This window comes from Streptomyces sp. NPDC001514 (genome assembly GCF_053597075.1).
Genome location: NZ_JBSFHO010000012.1, coordinates 64,018 through 78,164, shown reverse-complemented (window position 1 = coordinate 78,164; position 14,147 = coordinate 64,018). Strand labels below are relative to the sequence as shown.

Genomic DNA, 14,147 nt, shown 5'->3' with positions numbered 1-14,147 from the left:
GTGATCGTGACCGAAAGCCTGAGCAAGCGGTTCCCCCGGGTGACCGCGCTTGACCGGCTCTCCCTGGACATCGGGCCCGGCGTGACCGGACTCGTGGGCGCCAACGGAGCCGGCAAGTCCACACTGATCAAGATCCTGCTGGGTCTGTCCCCCGCCACGGAAGGCCGGGCCGAGGTGCTCGGCCTGGACGTCGCCACTTCCGGCGCCGCCATCCGTGAGCGCGTCGGCTACATGCCCGAGCACGACTGCCTGCCGCCCGATGTCTCGGCCACCGAGTTCGTCGTCCACATGGCGCGCATGTCCGGACTCCCGCCCACCGCGGCGCGCGAGCGCACCGCCGACACGCTGCGCCATGTCGGCCTCTACGAGGAGCGGTACCGCCCCATCGGCGGCTACTCGACCGGTATGAAGCAGCGCGTCAAGCTCGCGCAGGCGCTGGTCCACGACCCGCAGCTGGTACTCCTCGACGAGCCGACCAACGGCCTTGACCCGGTGGGCCGTGACGAGATGCTCGGCCTGATCCGCCGCGTGTACACCGACTTCGGCATCTCGGTCCTGGTCACTTCCCATCTCCTCGGTGAGCTCGAGCGCACCTGTGACCACGTGGTGGTCGTCGACGGCGGCGCGCTGCTGCGCTCCAGCTCCACCAGCGACTTCACCCAGATCACGACCACCCTCGCGGTCGAGGTCACCGACTCCGACGCCCACCCCGACGGAACGGCGGCACTGCGCGAGGCCCTTGCGGCCGCCGGCATCACGCTGCACGCGGGCGTCGAGGAGGGGCTGCCGGGAGCCGGCCACATCCTCCTGCTGGAGGCGACCGGCGAGGAGACGTACGACACCGTCCGCGACACCGTCGCCGCCCTCGGCCTCGGACTCGTACGGATGGAACAGCGCCGCCACCACATCGCGGAGGTCTTCCGCCCCGAAGCAGCGGCCCAGCCCATGGAGGTGCCGGCGCGATGAGCAACGGGACAACCCGCACCGAGACAACCCGTATCGAGACGACCCGCACCGAGACGACCCGTATCCACAACATCGGATACCGGAACTACGAGGGCGCCCGGCTCGGCCGTGCCTACGCTCGGCGCTCCCTCTACTCGCAGTCGCTGCGGGGCGCGTACGGACTGGGCCGCAGCGCCAAGTCCAAGGTGCTGCCGATGATCCTGTTCGCGGTGATGTGCGTGCCCGCGGCGATCATCGTCGCCGTCGCGGTCGCCACCAAGATGAAGGACCTGCCGCTCGACTACACGCGCTACGCGATCGTCACGCAGGCGGTCATCGGCCTCTTCCTGGCCGCCCAGGCCCCGCAGTCGGTCTCCCGGGACCTGCGCTTCAAGACCGTGCCGCTGTACTTCTCGCGGCCCATCGAGCGCATCGACTACGTCCTTGCCAAGTACGGCGCGATGGCGTCGGCGCTGTTCGTCCTCACCGCCGCCCCGCTGCTGATCCTCTACATCGGCTCGCTGCTGGCGAAGATGGACTTCTCCGACCAGACCAAGGGATTCGCACAGGGACTGGTCTCCGTGGCTCTGCTCTCGCTGCTCTTCGGCGGCCTCGGCCTCGTCATGGCGGCGCTCACCCCGCGCCGCGGCTTCGGCGTCGCCGCCGTCATCGCCACCCTGACCATCACCTACGGGGCGGTCTCCACGGTCCAGGCCATCGCACACGAGACCGGATCCGGCGGCGCGGTGGAGTGGCTGGGGCTCTTCTCGCCCATCACACTCATCGACGGTGTGCAGACAGCGTTCCTGGGCGCGACCTCCTCCTTCCCCGGCGGGCAGGGGCCGGATACCGGCGCCGGCACGGTCTATGTGCTGGTCGTCCTCGCGCTCATCCTCGGCTCGTACGCCGTGCTGATGCGCCGCTACCGAAAGGTCGGGCTGTGACAACCATCAACATCGACCACACCTCGCGCTGGTTCGGAAACGTGGTCGCCGTCAACGACGTGACCATGACCATCGGCCCGGGCGTCACCGGACTCCTCGGTCCCAACGGGGCCGGCAAGTCCACGCTCATCAACATGATGGGTGGTTTTCTCGCCCCCTCCACGGGCAGTGTCACCCTCGACGGGCAGCCGATCTGGCGCAACGAAGCGGTGTACAAGCAGATCGGCGTCGTGCCCGAGCGCGAGGCGATGTACGACTTCCTGACGGGGCGGGAATTCGTCGTCGCGAACGCCGAACTGCACGGCCTGGGCGCCAAGGCGGCCCAGCGCGCGCTGGCCACGGTGGAGATGGAGTACGCGCAGGATCGCAAGATCGCGACGTACAGCAAGGGAATGCGCCAGCGCGTCAAGATGGCGTCCGCACTCGTGCACGAGCCGAGCGTGCTGCTCCTCGACGAGCCCTTCAACGGCATGGACCCGCGCCAGCGGATGCAGCTCATGGAGCTGCTGCGGCGGATGGGGGCCGAGGGCCGTACGGTCCTGTTCTCGTCCCACATCCTGGAGGAGGTCGAGCAACTCGCCTCGCACATCGAGGTGATCGTGGCGGGACGGCACGCGGCGAGCGGCGACTTCCGCAGGATCCGCAGGCTGATGACGGACCGGCCGCACCGGTATCTCGTCCGTTCCAGCGACGACCGGGCGCTGGCCGCGGCGCTCATCGCCGACCCGTCGACGGCCGGCATCGAAGTGGATCTGCAGGAAGGCGCGTTGCGGATCCAGGCGGTCGACTTCGGGCGGTTCACCGAACTGCTCCCGAAGGTCGCCCGTGAGCACTCGATCCGGCTGCTGACGGTCTCGCCTTCGGACGAGTCCCTCGAGTCGGTCTTCTCGTACCTCGTTGCGGCCTGAAAGGAGCCATCGACATGTACAACCCAACAGTCGCCCGGCTCACGTACCGGGCCCTCCTCGGCCGGCGCCGGGCGGCGGTCCTCTTCATCCTTCCGGGGCTGCTGCTGCTCATCGCCGCCGCGGTGCGCGCGCTCAACGGGGTGGACGACCAGGTCGCCGCCGATGTGCTGGGCGGTTTCGCCATCGCGACGATGGTGCCGCTGATCGGTGTCATCGCAGGCACGGGCGCGATCGGGCCGGAGATCGACGACGGCTCGATCGTCTATCTGCTCGCCAAGCCGGTGAAGCGGCCGACGATCATCGTCACCAAGCTCATCGTGGCGATCGCCGTGACGATGGCCTTCTCCGCGATCCCCACGCTGCTGGCGGGGCTGATCCTGAACGGGAACGGCCAGCAGATCGCCACGGCGTACATGGTCGCTGCACTGGTCGCGTCGATCGCGTACAGCGCGCTGTTCCTGCTGCTCGGCACGGTCAGCCGGCATGCGGTCGTGATCGGGCTGGTCTACGCGCTCGTGTGGGAGACGCTCTTCGGCAGCCTGGTGCCGGGTGCGCGCACGCTCAGTGTGCAGCAGTGGTCGCTGGCGCTCGCCGAGAAGATCGGCGGCGAGGGAATGATCGCCTCGGACGTGGGGCTGCCGCTCGCCGTGGCGCTGCTGGCCGGTGTGACGGTGCTGGCCACGGGGTACGCCGGGCAGAAGCTGCGGACCCTGAAGCTGGCCGGGGAGGAGTAGGGACGGATCCCGGGGGCTCACGCCCCTCGTCGGCCACCGGGCCGGGCCTCGGGGTGCTCCCGGCCCGGCCCGCCGTCGTCCTCGGACCCGCTTGGCGGGCCGGCAGGGACCTGGATGCACGAGGCGGAGGACGACGCCATGGGCACCGGCGCCGACGGCCGAAATTCAGTGGCGCGGAACTTCCCGGGCGGTCACAGTAGTTGAGACAGAGTCGCGCAAACGTGCGACGACTTTCGAGACCGGGGAGGGGCGCGGCGATGACCGAGAGTTCGAGTCCGTCGAGCTCCCAGCAGGGCAGTGTGCGGCAGGCTTCGGAGTAATCATCGGACTCCGTAGAGCCGCTGCAGACAGCTGCCCGGGCGGCCGCTTCGAGCGCGCATTCGCGCGGGCCGCCCTCCCGGAGGATTGGCCGAGTGGTAAGGCACCGGCTTGCTAAGCCGTGGTCGGGGTCAACCCCGCGCGCGTTCGATCCGCGCATCCTCCGCGACGCCCTTGAGTGGGCGGCAAAACGGTACGGGCCGACCTGGGTCGGCCCAGGCCCCTGAGGTGGGCCCGGACCGTAGCGGCGCCTCGCACCGGGGGCTGAGCCCACCCTCCCCCAGAGCTTCGCCTGGGGGTGCCCCCAGCCCAACGGAACGACTGCCCACAGCTAGGACCCACAGCTAGGACCCACAGCTAGGACATGAGCTCCTCGAGCACCACCGCAATGCCGTCGTGCTCGTTCGACGCGGTGATCTCGTGGGCCACCGCCTTCAGGTCCTCGTGGGCGTTGGCCATGGCCACGCCGTGGGCGGCCCAGGCGAACATGGGGATGTCGTTGGGCATGTCGCCGAACGCGATCGTCTGCGTGGACTTCACGCCGAGGCGGCGGGCCGCCAGCGAGAGGCCGGTGGCCTTGCTGAGGCCCAGCGGAAGGATCTCGACGATCCCGGGGCCGGCCATCACCACGTCCACCAGACCGCCCACCGTCTCGCGCGCGATGCGCGCGAGGGTGTCGTCGTCGAGGGACGGATGCTGGACGTAGACCTTGTTGAGCGGGGCGGACAGCAGCTCGGCCGGGTCGGTGAAGGGCACCACCGGGAGCGGGCCTTCCTGCACCTGGTAGCCCGGCCCCGCGATGACCTCGCCGTCGAGACCGTCGCGGCTCGCCGCGAGGGCCAGCGGGCCGACCTCCGCCTCCAGTTTGGCGAGCGCCAGCGCGGCCAGCTGCCGGTCCAGGGTCACCGAGGTCAGCAGCTTGTGCTCACCAGCGTGGTACACCTGCGCGCCCTGCCCGCAGACCGCCAGCCCCTGATAGCCCAGGTCGTCCAGGATGTGCCGGGTCCACGCGACGCCGCGCCCGGTGACGACGATGTGCGCGGCGCCCGCCGCCGTGGCGGCGGCGAGCGCGTCGCGCGTGCGCTGCGAGATCGTCTCGTCGGAGCGCAGCAGCGTCCCGTCGAGGTCGGTGGCGATCAGACGGTACGGAAACAGCGCCGGGCTCACTTGGAGACCGGCTCCAGGACCTCACGGCCGCCCAGGTACGGACGCAGCACCTCGGGCACCCGCACCGAACCGTCCGCCAGCTGGTGGTTCTCCAGGATCGCCACGATCGTGCGCGGTACGGCGCACAGCGTGCCGTTGAGCGTCGCGAGCGGCTTGACCTGCTTTCCGTCCCGCATCCGCATCGACAGCCGGCGCGCCTGGAAGCCGTCGCAGTTCGACGCCGACGTCAGCTCGCGGTACTTGCCCTGGGTCGGGATCCACGCCTCGCAGTCGAACTTCCGCGAGGCCGACGCACCCAGGTCGCCCGTCGCGACATCGATGACCTGGAACGGCAGTTCCAGGGCGTTGAGCCACTGCTTCTCCCAGTCCAGGAGCCGCCTGTGCTCGTTCTCGGCGTCGTCCGGGTCGACGTACGAGAACATCTCGACCTTGTCGAACTGGTGGACGCGGAAGATGCCGCGCGTGTCCTTGCCGTACGTACCGGCCTCGCGGCGGAAGCACGGCGAGAAGCCCGCGTACCGCAGCGGCAGCTTGTCGGCGTCGATGATCTCGTCCATGTGGTACGCCGCGAGCGGGACCTCGGACGTGCCGACGAGATAGAAGTCGTCCTTCTCCAGGTGGTACACGTTCTCCGCGGCCTGGCCGAGGAAGCCCGTGCCCTCCATGGCGCGCGGGCGGACCAGCGCCGGGGTCAGCATCGGGATGAAGCCGGCCTCCGTCGCCTGCGCGATCGCCGCGTTGACCAGGGCGAGCTCGAGCAGGGCACCGACGCCCGTCAGGTAGTAGAAGCGCGAGCCGGACACCTTGGCGCCGCGCTCGACGTCGATGGCGCCCAGCGCCTCGCCGAGCTCCAGGTGGTCCTTGGGCTCGAAGCCCTCGGCGCCGAAGTCGCGGATCGTGCCGTGCGTCTCCAGGACGACGAAGTCCTCCTCGCCGCCGACCGGGACGTCCGGGTGGACCAGGTTGCCCAGCTGGAGCAGCAGCCGGCGGGTCTCCTCGTCGGCCTCGTTCTGCTCGGCCTCGGCGGCCTTGACGTCGCTCTTCAGCTGCTCGGCCTTCTTCAGCAGCTCGGCGCGCTCGTCCGGGGACGCCTTGGGGATGAGCTTGCCGAGCGACTTCTGCTCGGAGCGGAGTTCGTCGAAGCGGACGCCGGACGACCTGCGCCGCTCATCGGCGGAGAGCAGGGCGTCGACGAGCGCGACGTCCTCTCCACGGGCGCGCTGGGAGGCGCGAACACGGTCGGGGTCCTCACGGAGCAGGCGAAGGTCAATCACCCCACCAGGCTACCGGTGCGCGCTCCCGCCTCCCCAGTTGATATTGCTTGCGTGTTACTTTGCCCGAATTGTCGGAATTGGGGAAAGCGGCGGTAAATCGTGAGCGACATCAGTCAATGAACGGGATGCTGTTCGCCGAAATGGGGCAAGTCTCGCTTCTTGCTTGACCTGTTCCCCTTCCTCCTCCTCGTTTCTCCTTGCGGGGTGGGGACTCGAGGCGTGTTGTCCACAGGAGTGCATGGCTCCATGGAGTTATCCACAGGGCGTGCCCACGGTCTGTGGATTACGGAAGAGATCATTCCGGAAGCCGCATGAGGAGCGGAGGATTCCTCTTTCAAACCTCGTCCATGCACTCATTCGAGTGGGAATTCCTCGCTCCAAAGAGTTGATCAAAGGAATTGGGCTGACACGGGCGACCGAGTGGGCTGTGGACGCATGTGGGGCGACTGGGGCGATTTGTCGACGTTGTGGATCGACGTTGTCGACTTGTCCCCAGGTCGAGAAGCAGCCCTGTGGATAACTTCTGTGGGTAACGAAAAGTGGGAAGATCGCGCGGACAGAACGGGTGAAAGGAAACGCAGGGTTACGCCCGGCCGTCCTGACAGCGGGCCAGCCACTCCGCCGCGTCCACGAATTCCGTGTCCGACGTCCCGGCCCGCAGTGAACGCATATTCTCCGCCGCGACCCCCGCCTGCGGATACGACCCCAGGAACCGCACCTCCGGACAGATGCGCTTCAGACCCATCAGCGCCTCGCCGACCCGTCGGTCCGCGATATGGCCCTCGGCGTCGATCGCGAAGCAGTAGTTCCCGATGCCCGCCCCTGTCGGCCGCGACTGCAGCAGCATCAGGTTCACGCCGCGCACCGCGAACTCCTGGAGCAGCTCCAGCAGCGCGCCCGGATGGTCGTCGCGCTGCCAGATGACCACCGACGTCTTGTCCGCGCCGGTCGGGGCCGCGGGGCGGGCCGGCCGGCCCACGAGCACGAAACGCGTCTCCGCGTTCTCCGCGTCGTGGATCTCGGTGACCAGCGGTTCGAGGCCGTACGTCGCCGCCGCGAACTCACCGGCGAAGGCCGCGTCGAAGCGGCCCTCCTGCACCAGCCGCGCGCCGTCCGCGTTCGAAGCCGCCGACTCCCAGACGGCGTCGGGCAGATGGGCGCGCAGCCAGTTCCGTACCTGCGGCTGGGCGACCGGATGGCCGGTCACCGTCTTCACGTCCGACAGCTTCGTGCCCGGTCGCACCAGCAGCGCGAAGGCGATCGGCAGCAGCACCTCGCGGTAGATCATCAGCGGCTCGCCGGAGGCCAGCTCGTCGAGGGTCGCGGTGACGCCGCCCTCCACCGAGTTCTCGATCGGTACGAGCGCGGCCGCGGCCTCCCCGTTCCGTACGGCGTCGAGCGCGGCCGGTACGGACACCATCGGGACCAGCTCCCGCGTCGCGGCCTCCGGGAGCGTGCGCAGGGCGGCCTCGGTGAAGGTGCCCTCGGGGCCGAGGTAGGTGTATCGGGTGGCAGACATACGGCATCCCTGCTGGCGCTCGCGGCAACTGCTGGCGGATACCAGCCACCCTAGTGCGCCCGCGCCCCCTTACGATTCCAGCAACCTTTGCCCCACGTACTCGCCCTTCCTCGGGCCGCCGGGGACGGCGAACAGCCCGCTCGCCTCGTGCCGGATGAACGGGGACAGCGCATCGCCCCGGTCGAGCTTGCGCTGCACCGGCACGAAGCCCCTCAGCGGGTCCGCCTGCCAGCAGATGAAGAGGAGTCCCGCGTCCGGCGTGCCGTCGGCGGCGATTCCGTCGTGGAAGGAGTACGGGCGCCGCAGCATTGCCGCACCCCCGTTCTGCTCCGGTGCCGAGATCCGGGCATGGGCATTGTCAGGAATGATCAGCTTGCCGTCAGGACCGGTCTTGTCGAGATCGAGTTCGGTCGTCTCGCTGCCACCGGTCAGTGGAGCACCGTCGGACTTGCGCCGGCCGATCACCCGTTCCTGCTGCTTCAGGGACAGCTGCTCCCAGTCGTCGAGGAGCATGCGGATCCTGCGCACGACGGCGTACGAGCCTCCGGCCAGCCACGGGTGCTCCGTCCCCGCGGGAGTGTCCGCCTGGACGAAGATCCGCCGGTCGAAGTCCGGTTCGGACGGCTTCGGGTTGCGGGTGCCGTCGATCTGGCCCATCAGATTGCGTGCGGTCATCGGCTGCGCGGTCGCGCCCGGCGAACGGTTGAAGCCGTTCATCTGCCAGCGCACCCGCGCCGCCTCGCCCGCGTCCTTCTGGATCGCGCGCAGGGCGTGGAAGGCGACCAGCGCGTCGTTCGCCCCGATCTGCACCCACAGATCGCCGTTGGAGCGCCGCGGGTCCAGCTGATCGGAGGAGAAGGCGGGCAGCGGGTCCAGCTCGACGGGGCGCCGCGCGGCCAGGCCCGTCCGGTCGAAGAAGGTGCGGCCGAAGCCGAAGGTGATCGTCAGCAGAGAGGGGCCCGCGTCGAGGGCGACGCCCGTGTCGCCGTGACCGGCCGGTTCGCCGGCCATCAGCCGGGAGGCCGTGGCCGACCAGCGGCGCATCAGCGCGATCGCCGCCTTGCGTGCCGCAGCGCCGTCCGCGCCCGCGCCTGCGCTCGCGGTCAGGTCGAAGGCGATCAGATGGCCGCGGGCCTGCATCGGCGTGGTGATGCCCGCCTGGTGGTCGCCTTGGAAGGACTCGGCGGCGGAGCCGACGGTGGTCAGTGCGGTCGCCGGCTCGCCGGCGGCAGCCGCGTACACCCCGGCGCCGCCCGCCGCGCCCAGTGCCAGCCCGGTCGCTCCCGCGGCGCCCACCGTGCCGAGCAGCCGCCGTCGCGAGATCTCGATGTCGCTCGTGCCGGTGTCGCTCTTGTCGATTTCGCTCGTGCCGGTGTGGCTCTTGCCGGTGTCGCTTTTGACGGTGTCACTCATGCGGTTCGTCAGCCGATCTTCACGTTCTTGTCGACGGTCGTCTGATCGATGTCGGACGTCCGTACGGTGATCTGGATTTTCCACTCGCCCGGCAGCGGGATCTGGAGGTTGCTCGCGCTCCAGTGGCCGCTCGCGATGCGGTCGGGGACGACGGGCAGCGGGCCGATCTTCTCGGCGGTGAGGGTGAAGGCGACCTTCACCTCGGGGATGTCCAGGGGCCGCCCGTTGGGCCGGTTCACCCACACGTGCAGCTCGTTGGCGCCGGAGCGGCCCGGGTCGATGTTCAGCCGTACGGTGCCCTTGCCGTCCTTGCCGCCGGTGTCGAACGGCAGCGTGATGTCGACGGGCCGGTCCGGTACGGCGGTGGACGCCTGTGTGCCCCCTGCGCGCGCGGCTTCCTCCTCAGTACGTCCCGGCTCGGTCGACGTCAGCACGGTCGTCACGGCGAGGAGTACGACGGCGATGCCCGCCTCCGCGAGCACCGAGCGGCGCAGTCCGGTACGGGCGGGGTCGGCATCCCTGATCCGCTTGCGCCGGGCCGTCGCCAACGCGGTCCTCTGACGGGCGAGTTGCGCGGCGCGCTCGGGGTCGACGGACTCCTGGTCCGGTACGGTCTCCGGTTCCTGCTCCCGCTCCTGCTCGGAATCCGGCTCGGTTTCCGCTTCGGTCTCCGGCTCGGTTTCCGCAACAGGCCCCGTACCCTCCGCCAGCTGTGCCGTCCACCGCCGCGATATCCAGGCGACCCCGACGAGCACGGCGACCAAGCCCACCTTGACCAGCAGCAGCCGGCCGTACGAGGTGCCGGTCAGCGCCGACCAGGAGCCGACCTGGCGCCAGGACTGGTAGAGCCCGGTGAGGGTGAGCACGACGACCGAAGCGAAGGCGATCCGGGAGAAGCGGAGTACCGCCGTACGGTCGAGAGAAGGGGTCCGGTACAGCGCCACCAGCACTGCCGCCAGGCCGCCGAACCAGCCGGCGACGGCGAGCAGATGCAGCACGTCCACGGGCATCGCGATGCCCGGCTGGAGACCGGTCGAGGCGTGCTCGGAGAGGGCCCAGGTGCCGGCGATCCCGGCCGCGACGACCGTTCCGCCGACCGCGAGACCGAAGGTGAGGTCCCCCCTCTCCTTCTTCTCCTGCGCGCTCTCCTCTGCGTCTCCGGCGTCGCCCCGCCTTGCGTACGCCCCGAACAGCACCGCCACGAAGAGCGCCGCCGCCCCGAGCAGCAGCAGCCGCGACACCAGCGCCGCACCGGTCTTGGTCTCCAGCACGGCCTTCAGCCCACCCAGGTCGAAGGCGTCGGCCAACTCCCCCGACCCGGTGTACGGGTTGCGAAGGAGCAGCATCGCCAGGGTCGCCGCCGTGAGCGTCACCCAGCCCTGCACGACCAGCCGCTGCAGCGGCCGCTCGGCCGCGCCGCGCGGCCAGCACGCGAGGACGAACGCGGCGCCGCCCGCGAGCACGATGAACCCGGCGTACGCCGCGTACCGCGCGATGTCGTAGAGCGTGCCGACGAGTCCGCCGCCCGCCTCCTGCTTCGGCAGCTCCGCCTTGGTCTGCGACGGCGCTCCGATGGAGAAGGTGAATGCGCCGGCGACCGGATGGCTGTCGGCCGAGACGGCCTGCCAGGCGACGGTGTACGTGCCGTCCGGCAGGCCGGCGTGCAGCGGGACGCCGTACTTGACGATGCTCCCGCTGCACAGGTTCTGCAGCTCACCGGTGTCGACTCGTTTGCTGCTGGGGTCGAGGACCCGGATCGAGTCGTTCCCCATGGCGACCTGCTCGGAGAAGGTGAGCGTGACGTCCTTGGGGGCGGTGGCGAGCACCGCCCCGTCCTTCGGGTTGCTCCCGGTCAGCGCGGCGTGCGCGCTCGCCGTGCCGGAGAGCACGGTGCCGAGCAGCGCCGCGGTGATGAGCAGCAGCCGCAGAAGAGTCGCGGTTCCGAAGCGCGGGGCGGTGGTGATCATGATGTGTCGTCAGTCCCTCAAGTAGCTCAGTGCTGCTTCGGGTTGTGGGTCTGCGCCTCCACGGGAAGCTCGACCGTGATCGGGTCCGACTTCTCGAAGTGCAGCTCGATGTCGACCTTTTCGCCTTGCTTCGGCTGCTTCTTGATGGCCATGAACATGATGTGGCTGCCACCGCGTTCGAGCTTCAGCTCACCGTTTGCAGGTATGTCGAAGGACTTCACCTGCTGCATCTTCTGGTTCTTCGTCTCGTGGATCTGGACGTCGTCCGAAAGGCTGCTGGTGACCGAGGTGAGCTTGTCCGCCGTGTCGCCGCTGTTCGTGACGGTGAGGAAGCCGCCCGCCATGTCGCCCACGGGCTGCGGCATGAACGCCCCGCTGACCTTCAGCTCGGGCGCGGAGTCGGACGACGAGCAGCCCGCCAGCGTCAGTCCCGTGGTGAGGGCCACGACGGCGGCGAGGGTGGTGCGGCGGTTCACGGGTTCTCCCCCTTGATGATCTTCGGCAGGTCCTTGGCGTAGTCGTCCGCGGTGGTGCTCTCCCCGTACAGGACATAGCCCTGGTCGGTCGTGGGGGAGAAGGCGATCACCTGTGCCCCGTGCATGGAGACGACGGAGCCGTCCTTCTCCTTCTTCGGCGGGTCGATGCCGATGCCGAGCTGGCGCGCGCCTGCCTGGATGGTCGGGAAGTCACCGGTGAGGCCGACGAACGAGGGGTCGCCGGCGGCGGGCAGCCACTTGGCGAGTTCGGCGGAGGTGTCCCGGTCGGGGTCGGTGGTGACGAAGACGACCTGGAGCTTGTCCTGGTCGGCCTTGGGGAGCTTCTTCTTGGCGATGGCGATGTTGCTCATCGTCAGCGGGCAGACGTCGGGGCAGTGCGTGTAGCCGAAGTAGATCAGCGTCGGCTTGCCCTTGGTCTGCTCGCGGAAGTCGAACTTGTTGCCCTTGGTGTCCGTCAGGACCAGGTCGGGCTTCTCGAAGGGGCGGTCCAGGACGGTTGCCGCCTTGTCCTTCGGCTGGACGGAGACGTCGGCGACGGCGCCGCCGGACGAGGAGCCGGTTCCGTCGCCCTGTGTGAGGGCGAAGCCCGCGGCGACGGCCAGGGCCGCCGCGGTGACGATCAGCGCGATCCATGGGGCGCGCCGGCGCGGGCGGGCCTGGTCGTCGGTCTTCTGGATGTGCATGGGGTTTCTCTCTCGAAGGTTTCGTGCCGGTCGTCAGGCCGAGCGGCGCCGGCCGGCCAGCACGCCGAACGCGACACCCGCGGCACCGATGACGATGCCCACGACACCCAGGACACGGGCGGTGGTGTCACTGGCGTCGGAGTGGGCGGCGGCTTCGGTCTTCGCGTCCGCGTCGTGGTGCCCGGCGCCGGCCTCATCGTGGGACTTGTCGTCGGCCGCGTCCTTGGTGGCGCCGCCACCGTGGTGGTCGCCGGTCGCCGCGGACAGCGTGAGCACGGGCGCGGGGTGCTCGGGCTCCGCGGCGCCCTCCTTCGACTCCTCGATCCAGCGCACGACCTCCTTGTTGTCGTACGTCTGGAGGGCCTTGAAGACGAGCTGGTCGGTGTCCTCGGGAAGCTTGCCGAGCGAGACGGGGAACTGCTGGAACTGGCCCGGCGCGATCTTGCCGCCGTCCGCGGTCCAGGTGATCTTCGAGACGGCTTCGGTGATCTGCTTGCCGTGCACCGTGAGCGGCTTCGCCAGCTTGGTCTTGGTGACCTCGGCCTTCCAGCCCGGGACGGGCTGCGGCATCACGGAGGAGAGCGGGTGGTCGGCGGGGACGGTGACCTCGAGCTTCACGGTCGAGGCGTTGTCGCGCTCGTTGGGGACCTTGAAGTTGACCGTGGCGTAGCCGCCCTTGGCGGCCTCGCCCTGCGGCTGCACGCTGACGTGTGCGAAGGCCGGGCCGGAGAGCAGCAGCACGGACGAGGCGGCGACGGCGCCGGCGACGGCGAGACGAGAGACGTTGTTCATGGCCGAGAACACTCCACGTGAGAAGGAAGGGTGAGCGGCCCGCGGCGCGGATGCGCACGGACGCTGCGGCACCACTCCCGTCGAGTGGGCCGCGTCAGGCTGCGAGTGCGTACGCGGCCGGGGGGCCGCGCCTGATCACCGTGTGCTGGAGTGCCCCTGCCACCGGGGGCCGGGGTGTGTCGAGGGTCGTACGGACAGCGCGCGGAGCGGTGCCGGGCGACCCGGGCAGTCCGGCGAGCAGGGCCCGTACGAGGACGAGGGCGGCGCGCAGCGAACGTACGAGCGCGCCTTCCGCGATCTCGGTGGCGCCGTGCGCCGACAGCCGTGCCAGGCGGAACAGCGCGACCTCGCCGCGCCGCAGCAGCCAGCCGGTCACGACCGCGGCCAGCAGATGGCCGAGCAGCATCGGAACGTCCGGCAGCAGCCCGGCGGCCTCCACCGTGGCGGACGCCGAGGCGCCCGCCGCGTGCTGGTGTCCGGCGTGGGCGGCTCCCGTGGCGTGCCCGACGCTCGCGGGGTCGATTCCGGCGCGCGTGATGATCCGGTGGGCGTCGGCGGCGCTCAGCGAAGTGCCACCGGCGCCGCAGAGGAGTTTCGCCGCGGTCCTGATCAGCGCGTCGTCGGCGGTCGGCGCGACGACGAGCTGCCGCTGGCCGAGGCCGAACAGGGTGTGCAGGGCGAGCTGTCCACCTGCCAGGGCGGTGGCGATGACGGGCATCGCACGCTCGCGCCCGGCCAGTGGCGACGTCACCGCGAAGACGATCAGGAATCCCGCCAGGAGCGTCCACCAGGGGACGGTCGCGCACCCGGCCAGCACATGGCCCAGCGCGGACAGCACGACGCAGACCGCGGCGAACACCGCGGCCCTCAGCAGCCGCAGACCGGCTCCGGCGTGTGCGATCGAGGGCTCGACCGACGGGTGGGCAGACATGGCCGGGACATCATCGCACTGTGCCCGTGGCCGCCGGGCGGCAGGTCCGGAAGAT

At 69.9% G+C, this 14,147-nt stretch carries 13 protein-coding genes and 1 tRNA gene; 5 read left to right on the top strand and 9 right to left on the bottom strand.

Annotated elements, in window-relative coordinates:
• From ACWCXB_RS15255 to ACWCXB_RS15235, 5 genes are all read left to right on the top strand, one after another.
• Positions 1-966, top strand: coding sequence for an ABC transporter ATP-binding protein (locus ACWCXB_RS15255; protein ID WP_450723087.1), 966 nt, complete (start codon positions 1-3; stop codon positions 964-966).
• Positions 963-1,889: an ABC transporter permease gene (locus tag ACWCXB_RS15250; protein ID WP_450722900.1), complete on the top strand. Its 927-nt coding sequence runs from the start codon at positions 963-965 to the stop codon at positions 1,887-1,889. Before ACWCXB_RS15255 ends, ACWCXB_RS15250 begins: the two co-directional genes overlap by 4 nt.
• Positions 1,886-2,797: an ABC transporter ATP-binding protein gene (locus ACWCXB_RS15245; RefSeq protein WP_450722898.1), complete on the top strand. Its 912-nt coding sequence runs from the start codon at positions 1,886-1,888 to the stop codon at positions 2,795-2,797. Before ACWCXB_RS15250 ends, ACWCXB_RS15245 begins: the two co-directional genes overlap by 4 nt.
• A gap of 14 nt (positions 2,798-2,811) precedes the next feature.
• On the top strand, positions 2,812-3,531 hold the full coding sequence (locus ACWCXB_RS15240) for an ABC transporter permease (protein ID WP_450722896.1): 720 nt from the start codon (positions 2,812-2,814) through the stop codon (positions 3,529-3,531).
• A 399-nt stretch (positions 3,532-3,930) separates the two neighbouring features.
• Positions 3,931-4,015, top strand: a tRNA-Ser gene (locus tag ACWCXB_RS15235).
• Between the two features lie 191 nt (positions 4,016-4,206).
• Here ACWCXB_RS15235 and ACWCXB_RS15230 read toward each other — a convergent pair.
• From ACWCXB_RS15230 to ACWCXB_RS15190, 9 genes are all read right to left on the bottom strand, one after another.
• The gene (locus ACWCXB_RS15230; RefSeq protein WP_450722894.1) at positions 4,207-5,016 is read right to left on the bottom strand and encodes an HAD family hydrolase; all 810 of its coding nucleotides are present in this window, start codon (positions 5,014-5,016) and stop codon (positions 4,207-4,209) included.
• Positions 5,013-6,290, bottom strand: coding sequence for a serine--tRNA ligase (gene serS / locus ACWCXB_RS15225; protein ID WP_450722892.1), 1,278 nt, complete (start codon positions 6,288-6,290; stop codon positions 5,013-5,015). Before serS ends, ACWCXB_RS15230 begins: the two co-directional genes overlap by 4 nt.
• A gap of 583 nt (positions 6,291-6,873) precedes the next feature.
• The gene (gene pheA / locus ACWCXB_RS15220) at positions 6,874-7,809 is read right to left on the bottom strand and encodes a prephenate dehydratase (protein WP_450722890.1); all 936 of its coding nucleotides are present in this window, start codon (positions 7,807-7,809) and stop codon (positions 6,874-6,876) included.
• Between the two features lie 69 nt (positions 7,810-7,878).
• On the bottom strand, positions 7,879-9,222 hold the full coding sequence (gene efeB, locus ACWCXB_RS15215) for an iron uptake transporter deferrochelatase/peroxidase subunit (RefSeq protein ID WP_450722888.1): 1,344 nt from the start codon (positions 9,220-9,222) through the stop codon (positions 7,879-7,881).
• A gap of 8 nt (positions 9,223-9,230) precedes the next feature.
• Positions 9,231-11,189, bottom strand: coding sequence for a copper resistance CopC/CopD family protein (locus ACWCXB_RS15210; RefSeq protein WP_450722886.1), 1,959 nt, complete (start codon positions 11,187-11,189; stop codon positions 9,231-9,233).
• Positions 11,190-11,215: 26 nt separating this feature from the next.
• Entirely contained in the window at positions 11,216-11,665 is a 450-nt protein-coding gene (locus ACWCXB_RS15205; RefSeq protein WP_450722884.1) for a copper chaperone PCu(A)C, read from the bottom strand.
• Entirely contained in the window at positions 11,662-12,369 is a 708-nt protein-coding gene (locus ACWCXB_RS15200; RefSeq protein ID WP_450722882.1) for an SCO family protein, read from the bottom strand. Before ACWCXB_RS15200 ends, ACWCXB_RS15205 begins: the two co-directional genes overlap by 4 nt.
• Positions 12,370-12,402: 33 nt before the next feature.
• Complete coding sequence (locus tag ACWCXB_RS15195; protein WP_450722881.1) at positions 12,403-13,161, bottom strand: YcnI family copper-binding membrane protein; 759 nt, start codon at positions 13,159-13,161, stop codon at positions 12,403-12,405.
• Positions 13,162-13,255: 94 nt separating this feature from the next.
• The gene (locus ACWCXB_RS15190; protein WP_450722879.1) at positions 13,256-14,092 is read right to left on the bottom strand and encodes a hypothetical protein; all 837 of its coding nucleotides are present in this window, start codon (positions 14,090-14,092) and stop codon (positions 13,256-13,258) included.
• Positions 14,093-14,147: the final 55 nt, after the last annotated feature.

What these genes read in the sequence shown, in the direction of transcription:
- ACWCXB_RS15240 (WP_450722896.1), top strand. Translation starts at nt 2,812, where the DNA reads ATGTACAACCCAACAGTCGCCCGGCTCACGTACCGGGCCCTCCTCGGC.
- ACWCXB_RS15250 (WP_450722900.1), top strand. Translation starts at nt 963, where the DNA reads ATGAGCAACGGGACAACCCGCACCGAGACAACCCGTATCGAGACGACC.
- ACWCXB_RS15190 (WP_450722879.1), bottom strand. Translation starts at nt 14,092, where the DNA reads ATGTCTGCCCACCCGTCGGTCGAGCCCTCGATCGCACACGCCGGAGCC.
- ACWCXB_RS15195 (WP_450722881.1), bottom strand. Translation starts at nt 13,161, where the DNA reads ATGAACAACGTCTCTCGTCTCGCCGTCGCCGGCGCCGTCGCCGCCTCG.
- ACWCXB_RS15200 (WP_450722882.1), bottom strand. Translation starts at nt 12,369, where the DNA reads ATGCACATCCAGAAGACCGACGACCAGGCCCGCCCGCGCCGGCGCGCC.
- pheA (WP_450722890.1), bottom strand. Translation starts at nt 7,809, where the DNA reads ATGTCTGCCACCCGATACACCTACCTCGGCCCCGAGGGCACCTTCACC.
- ACWCXB_RS15210 (WP_450722886.1), bottom strand. Translation starts at nt 11,189, where the DNA reads ATGATCACCACCGCCCCGCGCTTCGGAACCGCGACTCTTCTGCGGCTG.
- efeB (WP_450722888.1), bottom strand. Translation starts at nt 9,222, where the DNA reads ATGAGTGACACCGTCAAAAGCGACACCGGCAAGAGCCACACCGGCACG.